The 14141-nt window shown below is 35.5% G+C and carries 15 protein-coding genes; 7 read left to right on the plus strand and 8 right to left on the minus strand.

What is annotated here, in order from left to right; genetic code table 11:
- Positions 1-3 precede the first annotated feature (3 nt).
- Positions 4-1014 carry a pseudaminic acid synthase gene (pseI, locus tag C6H25_RS03755; RefSeq protein ID WP_104748132.1) on the plus strand — a complete coding sequence of 337 codons (1011 nt, stop codon included), beginning with the start codon at positions 4-6 and terminating at the stop codon, positions 1012-1014.
- 89 nt (positions 1015-1103) lie between these two features.
- On the opposite strand, the gene C6H25_RS03760 is transcribed toward pseI, so the two are convergent.
- From C6H25_RS03760 to hisS, 3 genes are read right to left on the minus strand one after another with little or no spacing between them, the layout of a single operon-like run.
- On the minus strand, positions 1104-2315 hold the full coding sequence (locus C6H25_RS03760) for a rhodanese-like domain-containing protein (RefSeq protein ID WP_104748133.1): 1212 nt from the start codon (positions 2313-2315) through the stop codon (positions 1104-1106).
- A 12-nt stretch (positions 2316-2327) separates the two neighbouring features.
- A complete protein-coding gene (gene asd / locus C6H25_RS03765) occupies positions 2328-3368 on the minus strand; it encodes an aspartate-semialdehyde dehydrogenase (protein WP_104748134.1) in 1041 nt (346 codons plus the stop codon).
- Positions 3355-4692 (minus strand): histidine--tRNA ligase, encoded by a 1338-nt coding sequence (gene hisS / locus C6H25_RS03770; protein ID WP_104748135.1) that lies wholly within the window; start codon positions 4690-4692, stop codon positions 3355-3357. Before hisS ends, asd begins: the two co-directional genes overlap by 14 nt.
- Positions 4693-4784: 92 nt before the next feature.
- On the opposite strand from hisS, the gene waaF reads away from it, so the two are divergent.
- Both waaF and C6H25_RS03780 read left to right on the plus strand, forming a co-directional pair.
- Positions 4785-5828 (plus strand): lipopolysaccharide heptosyltransferase II, encoded by a 1044-nt coding sequence (waaF, locus tag C6H25_RS03775; protein WP_104748136.1) that lies wholly within the window; start codon positions 4785-4787, stop codon positions 5826-5828.
- Between the two features lie 8 nt (positions 5829-5836).
- Positions 5837-6421 (plus strand): flavin reductase family protein, encoded by a 585-nt coding sequence (locus tag C6H25_RS03780; RefSeq protein WP_104748137.1) that lies wholly within the window; start codon positions 5837-5839, stop codon positions 6419-6421.
- A 96-nt stretch (positions 6422-6517) separates the two neighbouring features.
- Here C6H25_RS03780 and C6H25_RS03785 read toward each other — a convergent pair whose 3' ends face one another.
- Entirely contained in the window at positions 6518-6802 is a 285-nt protein-coding gene (locus C6H25_RS03785; protein WP_104748138.1) for a flagellar protein, read from the minus strand.
- 351 nt (positions 6803-7153) lie between these two features.
- On the opposite strand from C6H25_RS03785, the gene C6H25_RS03790 reads away from it, so the two are divergent.
- Positions 7154-7711 (plus strand): hypothetical protein, encoded by a 558-nt coding sequence (locus C6H25_RS03790; RefSeq protein WP_104748139.1) that lies wholly within the window; start codon positions 7154-7156, stop codon positions 7709-7711.
- A gap of 129 nt (positions 7712-7840) precedes the next feature.
- Positions 7841-8386: a hypothetical protein gene (locus tag C6H25_RS03795; protein WP_104748140.1), complete on the plus strand. Its 546-nt coding sequence runs from the start codon at positions 7841-7843 to the stop codon at positions 8384-8386.
- Positions 8387-8437: 51 nt separating this feature from the next.
- Here the strand turns inward: C6H25_RS03795 and C6H25_RS03800 are convergent, their stop codons facing one another.
- On the minus strand, positions 8438-8701 hold the full coding sequence (locus C6H25_RS03800) for an SEL1-like repeat protein (RefSeq protein WP_233707319.1): 264 nt from the start codon (positions 8699-8701) through the stop codon (positions 8438-8440).
- On the opposite strand from C6H25_RS03800, the gene C6H25_RS08755 reads away from it, so the two are divergent.
- Both C6H25_RS08755 and msrB read left to right on the plus strand, forming a co-directional pair.
- Positions 8700-8975, plus strand: coding sequence for a hypothetical protein (locus tag C6H25_RS08755; protein ID WP_199768932.1), 276 nt, complete (start codon positions 8700-8702; stop codon positions 8973-8975). The genes C6H25_RS03800 and C6H25_RS08755 overlap by 2 nt on opposite strands.
- Complete coding sequence (gene msrB, locus C6H25_RS03805) at positions 8905-9978, plus strand: peptide-methionine (R)-S-oxide reductase MsrB (protein ID WP_104748142.1); 1074 nt, start codon at positions 8905-8907, stop codon at positions 9976-9978. The genes C6H25_RS08755 and msrB overlap by 71 nt, the downstream gene beginning before the upstream one ends.
- Before the next feature lie 104 nt (positions 9979-10082).
- Here msrB and serB read toward each other — a convergent pair whose 3' ends face one another.
- From serB to flgL, 3 genes are all read right to left on the minus strand, one after another.
- Positions 10083-10706, minus strand: a complete 624-nt coding sequence (gene serB / locus C6H25_RS03810; RefSeq protein WP_104748143.1) for a phosphoserine phosphatase SerB — start codon at positions 10704-10706, stop codon at positions 10083-10085.
- A 16-nt stretch (positions 10707-10722) separates the two neighbouring features.
- Positions 10723-11226: a ferritin gene (locus C6H25_RS03815; protein ID WP_104748144.1), complete on the minus strand. Its 504-nt coding sequence runs from the start codon at positions 11224-11226 to the stop codon at positions 10723-10725.
- 251 nt (positions 11227-11477) lie between these two features.
- A complete protein-coding gene (gene flgL / locus C6H25_RS03820; RefSeq protein ID WP_104748145.1) occupies positions 11478-13946 on the minus strand; it encodes a flagellar hook-associated protein FlgL in 2469 nt (822 codons plus the stop codon).
- Positions 13947-14141: the final 195 nt, after the last annotated feature.

Raw genomic sequence — 14141 nt, forward strand, 5'->3', positions numbered from 1 at the left:
AAAATGTTAAAGTATCCTAAAATTGTTGCTGAGTTGAGTGCTAATCATAACCAAGATTTAAATCTCGCTAAAGAAAGCATTTATGCCATTAAAGAAAGTGGTGCAGATTTTGTCAAGCTCCAAACCTACACGCCAGATTGTATGACCTTAAAAGAAAACCCCTTTATCATTCAAGGCACTTTATGGGATAAAGAAAGCTTGTATGAGTTGTATCAAAAGGCTTCTACACCCCTAGAGTGGCATGCTGAATTGTTTGAGTTAGCTAGAAAGCTTGATTTAGGAATTTTTAGCTCACCTTTTAGCTTAAAAGCCTTAGAGCTTTTAGAGAGCTTAGATTGTGCTATGTATAAAATCGCTAGTTTTGAAATTACTGATTTAGAATTGATAAAAAAAGTTGCACACACACAAAAACCCATAATCCTTTCTAGTGGCATCGCTACACTTACTGAATTACAAGACGCCATTACTTTGTGTAAAGAAGTTGATAATCTTAACATCACGCTTTTAAAATGCGTGAGCGCTTATCCCAGCAAACTAGAAGACGCTAATCTTTTAAGCATGGTTAAATTAGGCGAAAAATTTGGCGTAAAATTTGGTTTGAGCGACCATACTATCGGCTCACTTTGTCCCATTCTAGCCACTACTCTAGGTGCAAGTATGATAGAAAAGCATTTTATTTTAAATAAATCTATACAAACTCCAGATAGTGCCTTTAGCATGGATTTTAACGAATTTAAGAACATGGTTAAAGAAATCAAACAAAGCATTTTAGCCTTAGGCAAAGAAGAGCCAGAAATTGATAAAGAGACTTTAGAGAAGCGAAGAATCTTTGCTCGCTCTTTATTTGTGATTAAAGATATTCAAAAAGGCGAAGAATTTAGTAGCGAGAATATCAAGGCGTTGCGCCCAAATCTTGGCCTACACCCCAAATTTTACAAAGAAATTTTAGGCAAAAAAGCAACAACATTTTTGAAAGCAAACACCCCATTGCAAGCTGATGATATTAATAATTAAACATAAAAACAATCTCACAAGTTTTTTTAATTCTCCATCTTCTTTAATCTATAAAATAAAATTTTAACCGCCATTATCTGCTTTATTTATCAATAATCATTCCCTACGCTAGGCTGAATTATATCTAGGGCGTTCTCTCTAGCTATAAAGCCCTTGCTTTGATATTCATGCCAGCCTCCATCACACAAAAACGCATGTTCCCATCCATTCCATAAGGCATAAAACCACGCCACTGCCCCTCTCCAGCCGGTGCTACAATAAAAAATCACTTTGTCATGCTGATTGAAACCTTGCTTTTCCCAAAGCTTGTAAATTTCATAAGGGTTTCTTAAGGTGCTATCAGGGTTATAAAAATCGCATGCGTTGCTGTAATGACTGCCTGAAAAGCCCCATAACGCTCCGGGTATTTCGCCCTTTCTCTCTATATAATCATAATCATTCACATACGCTTGGTATTCCCCCCATGAGCGGATACTGACTAATTTATAGCCCTCTTGCTGTTTTTTTAATGCCTCTTGTAAAGATAGACAATGGCTCAAATCAGCACACAATAAAGAATGCATTTTTTTAGGCTTGGCATAGTACTTAGTGGTAGGTAAGCCTAATTTTTTCCACGCTTTTAATCCCCCATCTAAAAAATGCACTTTTCTAACCCCTGCACATTTGAGCGCGAAAAAAGCTCGCATACTCGCAATAATGCTGTGTGAATATAGCACCACAAAGCTCTCTTTTTTGATGCCTAGATTGGACAAATTCTCTTGCAAAATACTAGGCTCTTTGAGATTGTATAAAGGTGCACTTTCTAACAAATCAGTATCTAAAAAATACGCCCCTTGAATACACTCTGTGCTTTTGGCTAAACTAGAATGTCCCACCTCAAAAACAAGTGTTTCTTCATAATTCATAAGATTGTATAAAAAAGAGGGCGACACACTCCAATGATAATTTTTTAATTTTTCTAAAGGGTTTTTAAGCTCGTTTTGATAGCTTTTAAAATCCTCAAAAGCTAGAAGTCGTTGGTTAGAAAAAAAGGGTTTTAAGGCTTGAATCTCTTTTTTTTCTCCATAAAGCAACACTTTACTACCTTCATTGACACCCTTAGAGAGCAAAAAACGCTTGGAATTTTCTTTAAGACTTTCTAGGAAAGAAAAGCGCAAATGCAAAGCATTTGGCACATGCCCACCCCTTAATGCACCCTCTTTTTTAAACCCATGAAAAAAGGAATTTTCTTGAGTGTCAACCACCACTATATCAAGCTCATTAATAGCATTTTTAAAGCTATCTAAACCTAAAAAGTCCAAAAACTCCCTTTTTTAAGAACGCTCAATATAACGCAAGGCGATTTTTAAGGCGTTTGTTGCTGCACCCACTCGTAGCTGGTCTGCGACACAAAAGCAATGCAAGGTCTGTTTGTCAAACAAATCCTCTCGTATGCGCCCTACAAAAGTGCTATCAGTATTGCTCGCTTTTAATGCCATGGGATAGATATTATTATTCAAATCATCTTGCACCACAACATTAGGGGCTTTAGCTAAGACTTCCCTAGCCTCTTTAGCGCTCACTTTTTTAGAAAAACGAATGCTTAAACTCTCGCTATGACTTCGTAATACAGGCACACGCACGCAAGTTGCGCTAATAGCAAAACTAGCTTGCATGATTTTATGGGTCTCATGCACCATTTTTAGTTCTTCTTTAGTGAAACCATTCTCATTAAAAACATCAATATGAGGAATCGCATTAAAGGCGATAGGATAAGTGAAGGCATTCGCTCTTAAAACTTGGTTTAAGTCAGTATTAGGGTCTTTTTCTAAAGATTCTAAAGCTATCTTTAGCTCGCTTTTTAGACTCTCTATGCCTTTATTCCCTGCCCCACTCACTGCTTGATAAGTGCTGACATTCACGCTTTCAATACCAAATTCAAGGTGTAAAGGGTTTAAGATTTGCACCATTTGAATCGTAGAACAATTAGGATTAGCGATGATATTAGAGGGAGCGTTAAAAATCTCGCTCGCATTTATCTCTGGCACAACTAATGGCACATCTAAATGCAGTCTAAAAAAGCTCGTATTATCAATGACTAGAGCTGTTCTAGCTGCACTAGGAGCAAACATCTCACTCACGCTCCCCCCAGCACTAAAAAAAGCAATGTCTATTTCTTCTCTAGCAAAAACTTCATGTGTGGTTTCTAAAACTTCATAATCTGAACCAAATGCTTTAATAAAACTTCCTGCACTACTTAGGCTTGCTAAAGGCACGAATTTTTTGATAGGAAAAGCACTTTCTTCAAGTCCTTTAATCAGCTCTCTTCCAACCGCTCCTGTAGCCCCAACAATGGCAATATTATAAGTCTTCATCATTTTTTCCAATAATTTCAAGTGCTTTTAACACGCTCAAGCAATTTAACTGCATGCCAGAATCCATGTTTTTTAAGCTTAAGGTTTCACTTTCAAATTCTTCTTGTCCTATAATAGCGACAAATTCATGCCCTTTATGATTGGCATAAGAAAAGGGCTTTTTGAGTTTCACTGCCTCTGGATAAATCTCAGTAAATACTTTACTCTGGCGCAAAAGCTCTGCTAGGCGGTTTGCGTAAGAAAAATACTTTTCCTCCATGCACACTAATAACACTTTGGCATTAGTGGAACGCTCATCTAAAAGTTGCATTTCTTCTAAAGCGACTAAAAGCCTATCAATCCCAATAGATGCACCCACGCCTTGTAAATTTTCTTTAGAAAAATTTTTGGTTAAATTATCATAGCGTCCGCCAGAACACACACTCCCTAAAGAACGCATGTTATTGAGCGTGGTTTCATAGACAATACCGGTATAATAGCCTAGCCCCCTAGCAATAGAAAAATCAATCTTATAGAGATTTGGCGATACTTCTAAATCCCCTAGCAGTTGATATAATCTCTCTAAATCTTCAATACCCTCTTTGATTTGCTTATTGTAGGTTTTTAAAGAGGCTATGCTTGCAAAAAATTCTGTGCTTGTTTGGCTCTTTTGCTTGATTTTTAGAATATCTAATAAGCCCTCAATCACTTCGCTACTAAGCTGGCATTCTTTTTGTAACTCTTCTTTAACCCCCTCTTCTTTTATCTTTTCTAATTTATCTACAATGCGTAGCACATCTGTAATCGCTTGTGTGCCTTTAATACCAAAATGTTCACACACACCATTTAAAATTTTACGATGATTGATAGAAACGCAAAATTCCTCTAAATCTAAAGCTCTTAAAGAGGCGATAATTACCTGAATGATTTCAGCATCACACACTAAACTTTGGCTACCAATAAAATCAAAATCACATTGCGTAAACTCTCTATAGCGCCCTTTTTGCGCTCTCTCACCCCTAAAGACATTACCAATAGCATAGCGTTTAAAAGGCATGCCTAAAGCTTGATGATGCAACGAAACAAAACGAGCTAGTGGCACGGTTTGGTCAAATCTCAATGCCACATCTCTGCCCCCATGGTCTTTAAAACGATAGATTTCTTTTTGAATATCTTGGCTTGCATCAGGCAATAATACTTCAGCATATTCTAAATGTGGGGTTTCAATTGGCACAAAACCAAAACTCTCAAAAACTAGAGAAACCTTAGAGAGTAATTTAGATTTTTGCATAGCATCTTTAGGTAAGCGGTCCTTAAACCCACTTAACACCTTAGGAGTAATCATGTTTTTCCTTACTATCACACTCATTCAAGCGTGCTTGTTATATCTAATATGCTAAAATTTTAGCTTAAAAAGATTAAAAAAAGGCAAGTTTTATGGGTTTAATCAACATGCGCATTCTACTACGCTTGCCTAATTGGCTAGGCGATGCTGTGATGGCTAGCCCTCTTTTTTATACTCTTAAAGACCATTACCCCAACGCACGCTTTGTGCTAGTTGGCACAAAAATAGCTTGCGAACTCTTTGCAAAAAACCCTCAAATAGAGCGTTGCTTTGTAGATACAACCAAACAATCTCGTTTTAGGCTTTTAGCTACTTATAAACTTGCCAAGCAAATTGGAACATGTGATTTAGCAATTACTCTAACCAATAATTTATATTCTGCCTCTCTTCTTTATAGCACCAAAACCCCTATTCGCATAGGTTTTGCTAAAAATTTACGCTCTTTTTTACTTACACATGCTATTGGTAAGCCTCCTAAAGACTATCATCAAGTGGAGCGATACTGCTTTCTATTTAGCCAATATCTAAAGCAAGATTTAAACCGAAAGGCTATCTTACCCCTACGCTTGCCTTTTATCTTAGAGACTAAAACTCCTCACGCACACAAAAAAATTGGCTTTAGCCCTAGTGCAAGCTATGGGAGCGCTAAAAGGTGGCTAAGCGTGTATTATGCTAAGGTTGCTAGTGCCTTATTAGAATATGGGCATGAAATTTATTTTTTTGGTGCTAAGGCGGATACTTCAGTTTCTGAAGAGATTTTAGGCCTTACAAAAAATCGCTTGAAAAACCAAGAGCTTATCCATAATGCCTACAATCTCTGCGGTAAGACCAGCATTGAAGAATTGGTTAAAGATATTGCCTCATTAGATTTATTCATCACTAATGATAGTGGTCCTATGCATGTAAGCGCGAGTGTAGAAACTCCCCTAATCGCTCTTTTTGGCCCAACAGACATGCGAGAGACTAACCCTTGGAAAGCTAAAAATGCCATTTTATTAAACCATAATTTGCCATGTGCACCTTGCAAGAAACGCACTTGCCCTCTTAAAGATAATCAGCACCATTTATGCATGCGCTCTATCAAACCTGAAGAAGTTCTTACACACGCTTTTAAAATACTCTCTAAAAAGGATTGAATAACTTTATGTTAGTAGATTTTAGCCAAGCAACTTTTTTGCAAAAGCACAAGATTTTAAGCCATAGCATTACCCCTAGGCCTATTGCTTGGGTCTCTACACTCTCTAAAAAAGGGATAAATAATCTTGCGCCTTTTAGCTTTTTTGCCCCTATTTGTAGCGAACCTGCCCTTGTGAGCCTCTATCTCACACCCAAAAGCGATGGGAGCATGAAAGACACGCTTAAAAATATCTTAGATACCAAAAAAGCTACGATTTGCTTGTGTGATGAACGCCATTTAAACGCTTTGCAATCTAGCTCCATAGAGCTAGAATACGATGTGAGCGAGAGTGAAAAGTTTCACATTGAAATGCAATCTATTTTAGAAGGATACCCCCCTATAGTTAAAGATGTGGGCGTGGCATTTTTCTGTGATTTCTATAGTTTTTTAGAAGTCAATCAAGAATCCAAGCCGTTTTTCTTAGAGATCAAGCACAGCTATATTGATAAAACGCTATATGAAGAGGACTTAAATTTCACTTTTAGGGGGGTTGGCAGAGTGGGAAAATCCTATCAAATCTCAGGAATTTTGAAAAATATTAAAAATTTATAGCCATTAAAGCAAAGAAAAAATAAAAAGAATAAAAAAAGGATTTTTAGGATAAACAAACCCCTTTAATTAAAGGGGTTTGTTTTTTAAGAGTAAAGATTAAGCCACTGAATTTTTAGACTTTTTAGTATCTTTACCTTTCTTATCGTCTTTATGAGCTACAAACTCTACACTAAACTTAGCTTTCTTAGCTTTTTTGCTTTTAGCTTTAGCTACTAACTCTGTGCTTAATTTAGGTTTTTTAGCACCTTTTTCATCTTTAGCAACTACTAACTCTGTGCTTAATTTAGGTTTTTTACCCTCATGACCTTTGTGGTCGTCAGCATAAGCAAATCCTGTAGCCAAAACTGCTATTAAAGCACCTGTTAAAACTTGTTTTTTCATCTTGAAAAACTCCTAGCGTTGATTTTTAAAATGAGCCTATTGTAAAATAAAAAAGTAAACAAATAGTTACATCAATAAATTTTTTAAATTTTTAATTTTTATGAATGGTAAAAAATCTAACTCTAAAAGCCCTTAATTTAGAAAATGAAATCAAGGTAAAATAAAATTTTTTTAGGTATAATAGAATCATTGTTTCAAAAAGCTGAACTTTTTTAGATATTTTAGATATTTTAGATATTTTAGATATTTTAGATATTTTAGATATTTTAGATATTTTAGATATTTTAGATATTTTAGATATTTTAGATATTGGCTTTCAACACAATTTTAATACCCCTTAAGGATAACTTTATGAATTTTTCAGTTTCTTTTAAACACTCTTTGAAATTTTTGCTCGCTGGCTTGTGTGCTTCAAGTTTTTTAACTACACAAAGCTTTGCAAGGACTTTTATTGATGGTGATTTGAATATTCAAACATACGATTATGAGCAATCTCTTTTAAAGAAAGGCGACTCTTATGGAAAGCATGAAGTGAAAGTGCGTGACTACAATGGCAAAGAACATATGGAGCAAATTAAAACCGAGATACGCATTGCTCCAAAACCTAATGTATTAAAGGAAGTAAAATTTGCTGAAATTTATGGCGTGCAAGTTAATAACGGCATGTGCCATGTGTTTAAGCTCTATAGGACAGCTGATGCTACCGGCATTGAAACAAGCGAATTTCCTAGTCAAGACCGCAAAGAAAAGGGTAAAAGCGTTACTTTGATTGGCAAAGGATATGAGCCACAGCTTATTTTAGAAACTGATTGCAAGCAAGATGAGCTTGAAAAAATTTCTATTTTTGGCGAGTTTGATGGCACTGGTTTTTTAACCGAATACAAGTTTAAAAAGCCCCAACAAAAATAAATTTCTAAACCCTAAACGCTTATTTTTGCTTGCCAAACCCTTTTATTGTAAGGGTTTAAAGCTTTTAAGCTCAATCAATTCTCTATAAATGCGTTATAATCTCTCTTAAAAGCAATTTAAGAGGTAGCTATGCAGAATTTTATCCTTTCTCGTCAATCTTATAAAAAGATTTTAGGACTTTTGGTTGTAAGCTTGTGCCTATTTCATATAACTTTTGCAAAAAACTTAACGCCAAAAGATTTTGAATTTCAAAAAATTGAAAGCCTAAAATCTATGGATAAGGCTTTCAAAGAACATGCCAATCTTTATCCAACAGAATTAAAAATCACTTCCAAATACCCTAGCATTCGCCCTATTGAAATCTATAGCGTGCGGATTAATGAAGGTAAATGCAATGGTTATAGCACGCTTGAAAAAACCCAAGAAGGTTTTTCAAAAGTCTATGACCAAAACCCCAACATCACTTTAGAAAGGCTTGTTTCAGGGCAAAAAGCTCGCACAGAAGATAAAGGCAAAATTATTGCAACTCTAAAAAATAAAATGCTTTCTAAAGATGAATGGATTTACGCCTTTTTTAGAATCGCTACACCTTGCGCAATGAAAGATATTCAAAAAGTGGTTATATGGGGGCTTTTTGAAAATGAGCCTTTTAAGGTAGAGCATTATTTCAAGTGATAAACAATAAGCCTAGTCGCTTAGTCCAAGCGATTAGTTGGTGCAAGGAAGTTAATTAGGAATAATAGCTTTCTTTTTTATAGACCTTGCCATGGGGATATTATCAAACGCTTTTTCTACATAAGACTCGGCTTGCTCGGGGTTTTTCTCTACACACTCGCCTTTTTTATACAACTGACCTAAACTATATAGTGCTACCGGATTGCTTGTAAGCATTCTCAAATTTTTAATGGTATTAGGACAATCGCCTTTAGCATATGCTACTTTGGCTTTATGAATATAAATTGAAGTGCAACCACTTACTATAAGACCCATGCTCAAAGCTACAGCCCATAATTCAAGAAAGCTTTTTACTCTCTCTCTCTCTCTCTCGTTTAATCATCATAAACTCCTTTATACTATAAAAAATAATCTTTTATTGTATCAAAAAATTTATCATTTTAAAATGTTTAAAATAGGCAACACAAAGCTCCTTAAAATATCCTATAATGCTAAAAATTCAAGCAATAAGGATACCTATGAAACTATGGCATTATGTAAAAATCTTTTATTTTTCATTGCTAGTAAGCAACCTTGTGCAAGCTCATGAGAATGCCAAACATCAAAAAGTAGATGAAAGGGTTATTTATCTAGCTGGAGGGTGCTTTTGGGGATTGGAAGCGTATATGGAGAGAATTTATGGTGTTCTAGATGCAAGCTCTGGTTATGCTAATGGTAAGACTAAAAGCACGAGCTATGAGAAATTACATCAGAGCGACCATGCTGAGAGCGTTAAGGTTGTCTATGATGCTAAAAAAATCAGTTTAGATAAGTTGCTACGCTATTATTTTAAGGTGATTGACCCAGTGAGTGTGAATAAACAGGGTAATGATATGGGTAGGCAGTATCGCACAGGCATTTACTATGTGAATAGTGGGGATAAAAAAGTGATAGACAATGCCTTAAAAGAACTGCAAAAGAAAGTGAAAGGAAAAATCGCTATTGAAGTAGAGCCTTTGAAAAATTATGTGAGAGCTGAAGAATACCATCAAGATTATTTGAAGAAAAATCCTAATGGCTATTGTCATATTGATTTGAAAAAAGCTGATGAAGTGATTGTAGATAGTGATAAATACACTAAACCAAGCGATGAAGTTTTAAGAAAAAAGCTTACAGAACTTCAATATGAAGTTACCCAAAACAAGCACACAGAAAGAGCCTTTGAAAATGAGTATTATAATAAGGAAGAAGAGGGCATTTATGTGGATATTACCACTGGTGAGCCGTTATTTTCTTCGGCGGATAAATACGATTCAGGTTGTGGGTGGCCAAGCTTTTCTAAACCTATCAATAAAGAAGTGGTGAAATACGAAAATGATGAGAGCTTTAACATGAAACGCACTGAAGTATTAAGTCGCATTGGTAAGGCGCATTTAGGGCATGTGTTTAATGATGGGCCAAAAGAGTTGGGTGGCTTGAGATATTGTATCAATAGTGCGTCTTTAAGGTTTATCCCCCTAAAAGATATGGAAAAAGAAGGTTATGCAGAGTTTATTCCCTATATCAAAAAGGGCGAATTAAAAAAATATATTAAAGATAAAAAGGCACATTAAAGCTTAAAAGTAGTAGTTATGGGGGCAAAAACAAATTGCCCCTTGCAACAACTTAAGCCCTATTAAACATTTTAATTTTACTTAATTGATTTAAAAAAATTATCTTAAATGAAAGGCTTAATCAACGCCAAATTAGGCTCTTCAATGCAATGTGTGGCATGCTGTTTTAAAATTTCTTTAGCGTTAAAGGCGATTTTTGTATGAGCGTGTTTAAACATGCTCAAATCATTCGCTCCATCGCCCACTACTAGAGTGTTTTCTTTGCTAATATTAAGCAAGCGTTGCAAGGTTAATAGCATTTCGCCTTTAGAGTGTGAAAACATCATATGCCCCCCTACTAAGCCATTCAGCTTATTGTTTTCTACACAAAGCGTATTGCTAAAGCTCGCATCAAGTTTTAATAAATCTCTGTAGTGATTAGTTGCTAAGTCAAAACCCCCACTAAAGCAAACCACCTTGTAATGTTTTGCCTTTAAGGCATCGATTAATTCTATCGCCCCCTCATATAAAGGTAAATTTTCACAAACTTCTTTGGCTAATTCCAAGGGCATGTTTTTGAGCTTAGATACCCTTAAAACAAGACTTTTGTAAAAATCTATCTCGCCATTCATGGCTTGTGAAGTGATTTTTTTCACTTCATCAAACGCCCCCCATGCTCTTGCTAAGCATTCAATGGTCTCAGCATCTACAAGCGTGGAGTCAAAATCAAAAACGGCTAGTTTCTGCACCTGTTAAATAACCTTATTATGCTTTCTTGCTTTTAGCAATCCCTTTAATGTGCTGGTCAGCTAGATACAAGCCTTGACTTTCATTGCCAATCAACTCAATTTTATCTAAAATATCTTTGAAAAGCACTTCTTCATCATGCTGTTCAGCTACATACCACTGCAAGAAATTGAAAGTCGCATAATCCTTACCTTTTAGGGCATGATCTACGATATTATTGATAGACTCACTGATATGTTGCTCGTGTGCGTAAGCTTTTTGAAAAATTTGGATTAAACTTTCAAACTTATGCTCAGGGGCATTAATGCTGTTTAACTGCACAGGCACATTATTTTCATTTAAGAATACAATGAGCTTTTTAGCATGCTCATATTCTTCAGCCGCATGGTCAAACAAGAAAAGTCCTGCACCTTCTAAACTATGAGTATAGCACCATGAACTCATGCTCATATATAAGTTAGAGGCATTCATTTCTTTATTAACTTGGTCGTTTAATAACTTGATAGTATCTTTAGATAACATCTCAAACTCCTTATGTATTTTAATTATCTCATAATTATATCATAAATGATAATAAAAAAGTAAACAAAAATATGATTTTTTTAGAAAATAATCATACAACTTTAAAAATGAGAACTAAACTTAAATGCTTTGCACCACCCATACGGATTAAAAATTTAACACAAAAATCTTAAATTTATATGGATAATAACCGCTAAAAGATAAACAAACGCAACTGCCAATGTCAAAAAGAAACAATAGCGCTAGTTGGTCTATAAATAATTGGTTAGAGACAAATTATTGATTTTATTTGTAGAGGCTAAAACGGCATTATAATTGTTAGTGAGATTAGAAAATTTATTGTAAGTCTCTGCAATATCAGTGCCGGTAGTTTCCCCACGAATGCTTTGAACTTGAGTTTTTAAGACTTCATTACGCCTAATAATATTTTCAAACGCTTTGCTATGAGCACCATTTGAGGCAATCATCTTTTCTACATGGTCAGCCAAATGGTCTATTAGAGTGATACCATTTTGAATGCCTAAATTACGCATATCATTTGAATAAATATCCCCTAAAGCATCAGGGCGATAAATCCCCTTTCTTACAGAAGTGATAACATCTTCTAATTGCTCAAAAAAATTCACGCTTGGCTTGTCAATAATAAGGGCGTTATTAGCATTTAATCTAATGCTTGGTTTGTCGCTATGTAAAGCATTTTTAGAAAAATCATTCGCATCTTTATCAAAAAGCATGAACTGCATTTTAGTGATTGAATGCATGTTATCTTGGATAACAACCTTGCCATCTTCATTTAAATTCACAGAAAGATTGTCTTTAGCTTGTTTTAATAGCTCAATAAATTGCTCTTTACTCTCTTTTGAGGGAGCGTTATCACTGATTTGTGCATAAATAGTAGGGTCAATATTACTATAATTAAGGGCGATACTCACCGCATCCATAAGCTGGCGGTAAGTTACTTCATTAGGTTTAGAAACTTGAGCCTCTGTGGTATTTGGGTCATAAAGCGGAATTTTTACTTCATTAGGCAGGCTCAAATAAGCCCCTTTACTATCCAAAACCAACTGAGCCTCTAAAGGCAAGCCATTAACATCGTTTAACTTCATGTTAAAAACGCTGTTTTCTAAACTCCCATTAGCCACTTCGCTAAGCTTGGTTGCACCATTAGCCACTTTATCATTAGCTATTTGAGCGACATTGCTTTCTAATTTGCCCCCTTGGACACTAAAATAAGTCTTTTGGTATTCACTAGCATTATTAGTAGGAATGCCAGCGACTTCTAAACCATTCTCATCTAAGGCGCTTAAAGTAAGATTGATAGGAAAATCCCTAGAAGTATTATCAATAATCCTTAAACGCCCATTAGTCTCAATCTCTACATCTACCTTGTTATTAAAGCGTGTTTGTATAGCGTCTTTTAAGTCTTTCATCGTGGCAGTTGAGACATCTAAAAGAGTTGGTAAGGTAGGAACACTTACATTACCTTGAGCAATCACACGACTGCTACTAATCTTAAGCGTTTTAACGCTATCGCCAAAAATCTCGCTTAGCTTGGTGTTCTTATTGGCTAAAACATTGTCTTTGGTAACGAACACGCTAGGAATTTCAAGCACCTTTGGGTTATACATGCTTTGGACAGCCTTAACTTGTTTCAAACTTCTATCGGTTACAAACGCACTCTTTACATATTCAGTAACCCTTTTACCGCTAGAACGCAATTTATCCAAATCATTAAAATCCCCATCGCTAGAAATCAAGTGAAAGTCTAGGTTTTCATTCCCGGGTGTTAGATTTTTAATCTCAATTTGCCCCCAAGCATTCAAACTCACATCTACAACTTTATTTTGCGAAGTGTTTCCATAAGCACGACCGATTTTATCTAATAAATCACTCACTTTAGTCGCACTCTCTTCATTTTGATACGCCTTATCTAAAGAAAATTTTTCTTTAAAACTAGAGCCATCGGGTCTAACACCTTGCAAATAAAAAAATTCCTTAGGGTCATTTGTGGTGTCTCTGTCATCATCGCCAATTAATTCCCTTAAAGTATCGCTAGGTTTAATAAAGACTTCAACAGGTAACTGAGAATGATTTAAGGCGTCCATAGTATCAGGGTGGAGCTTGTTTTGATTGAGTAATTTAATGTTGGTTGTAATGAGCTTGTGCTTATCCTTATCAGTGCCTAAAAACAGATCTTGCCCGCTAATATTATAAGGCACAAGGTTATTAGAACTAATCAGTGCGTTTAAATCTTCACCATTGCCATGGTATTTGCCCGTGCTATCAATGGGAGGTCTATCCACTTTAGAACCACCAAACAAAAACTCCCCCCCTATGGAAGTGTTGGCAATGTTTATCATATGCTCTCTTAAACGCTCTAAGTCATTAGCAATGGCAGTGCGAGAAGTCTCTGAATGAATGTCATTCGCCGATTGGACTAGCTTAGTTTTAAAAGTTTCCATAGTTTTAGAAAACTCTTGCAAAGCCTTATCGGTATTGAGCGTTGAGGTATAGGCATTTTGAGCCACATCAATGCCTTGGTCTAAGGTGTTTTCTTCATATTGGAATTTTAAATTTTGATTGTTTATATCGCTATTTTGATAACCATAGCGAATTTTTAACCCAGAGGCAATTTGCGTGCTAGTGTCATTAATCTTATTTTGCAACGCATTTTGGTAGTTATTCATTTGATTGTATTTGGAGCCAAAAGTAACACGCATAAACCCAAATCTCCTTAAAAAATTATAGTCTCTTTATATCGGCTTTTTAATGACGCAAGCTAAAAGTATTCCAAAAATTAGTTTTTATTAAGAATGCCATTAGATCCAAAAACAATTAAATCTGTATCAAATAAGTATTATCTAAAGTTATAACCCCTCCCAATCCCCCTAAAACCCCCACAAATACCCTACATA

Origin of the sequence: Helicobacter cetorum, from assembly GCF_900198405.1 — a bacterium.
Taxonomy (GTDB): domain Bacteria; phylum Campylobacterota; class Campylobacteria; order Campylobacterales; family Helicobacteraceae; genus Helicobacter; species Helicobacter cetorum_C.

What these genes read in the sequence shown, in the direction of transcription:
- pseI (WP_104748132.1), top strand. Translation starts at nt 4, where the DNA reads ATGTTAAAGTATCCTAAAATTGTTGCTGAGTTGAGTGCTAATCATAAC.
- asd (WP_104748134.1), bottom strand. Translation starts at nt 3,368, where the DNA reads ATGAAGACTTATAATATTGCCATTGTTGGGGCTACAGGAGCGGTTGGA.
- hisS (WP_104748135.1), bottom strand. Translation starts at nt 4,692, where the DNA reads ATGATTACTCCTAAGGTGTTAAGTGGGTTTAAGGACCGCTTACCTAAA.
- waaF (WP_104748136.1), top strand. Translation starts at nt 4,785, where the DNA reads ATGGGTTTAATCAACATGCGCATTCTACTACGCTTGCCTAATTGGCTA.
- C6H25_RS03780 (WP_104748137.1), top strand. Translation starts at nt 5,837, where the DNA reads ATGTTAGTAGATTTTAGCCAAGCAACTTTTTTGCAAAAGCACAAGATT.
- C6H25_RS03785 (WP_104748138.1), bottom strand. Translation starts at nt 6,802, where the DNA reads ATGAAAAAACAAGTTTTAACAGGTGCTTTAATAGCAGTTTTGGCTACA.
- C6H25_RS03790 (WP_104748139.1), top strand. Translation starts at nt 7,154, where the DNA reads ATGAATTTTTCAGTTTCTTTTAAACACTCTTTGAAATTTTTGCTCGCT.
- C6H25_RS03795 (WP_104748140.1), top strand. Translation starts at nt 7,841, where the DNA reads ATGCAGAATTTTATCCTTTCTCGTCAATCTTATAAAAAGATTTTAGGA.
- C6H25_RS08755 (WP_199768932.1), top strand. Translation starts at nt 8,700, where the DNA reads ATGCTCAAAGCTACAGCCCATAATTCAAGAAAGCTTTTTACTCTCTCT.
- C6H25_RS03800 (WP_233707319.1), bottom strand. Translation starts at nt 8,701, where the DNA reads ATGGGTCTTATAGTAAGTGGTTGCACTTCAATTTATATTCATAAAGCC.
- msrB (WP_104748142.1), top strand. Translation starts at nt 8,905, where the DNA reads ATGAAACTATGGCATTATGTAAAAATCTTTTATTTTTCATTGCTAGTA.
- C6H25_RS03815 (WP_104748144.1), bottom strand. Translation starts at nt 11,226, where the DNA reads ATGTTATCTAAAGATACTATCAAGTTATTAAACGACCAAGTTAATAAA.
- flgL (WP_104748145.1), bottom strand. Translation starts at nt 13,946, where the DNA reads ATGCGTGTTACTTTTGGCTCCAAATACAATCAAATGAATAACTACCAA.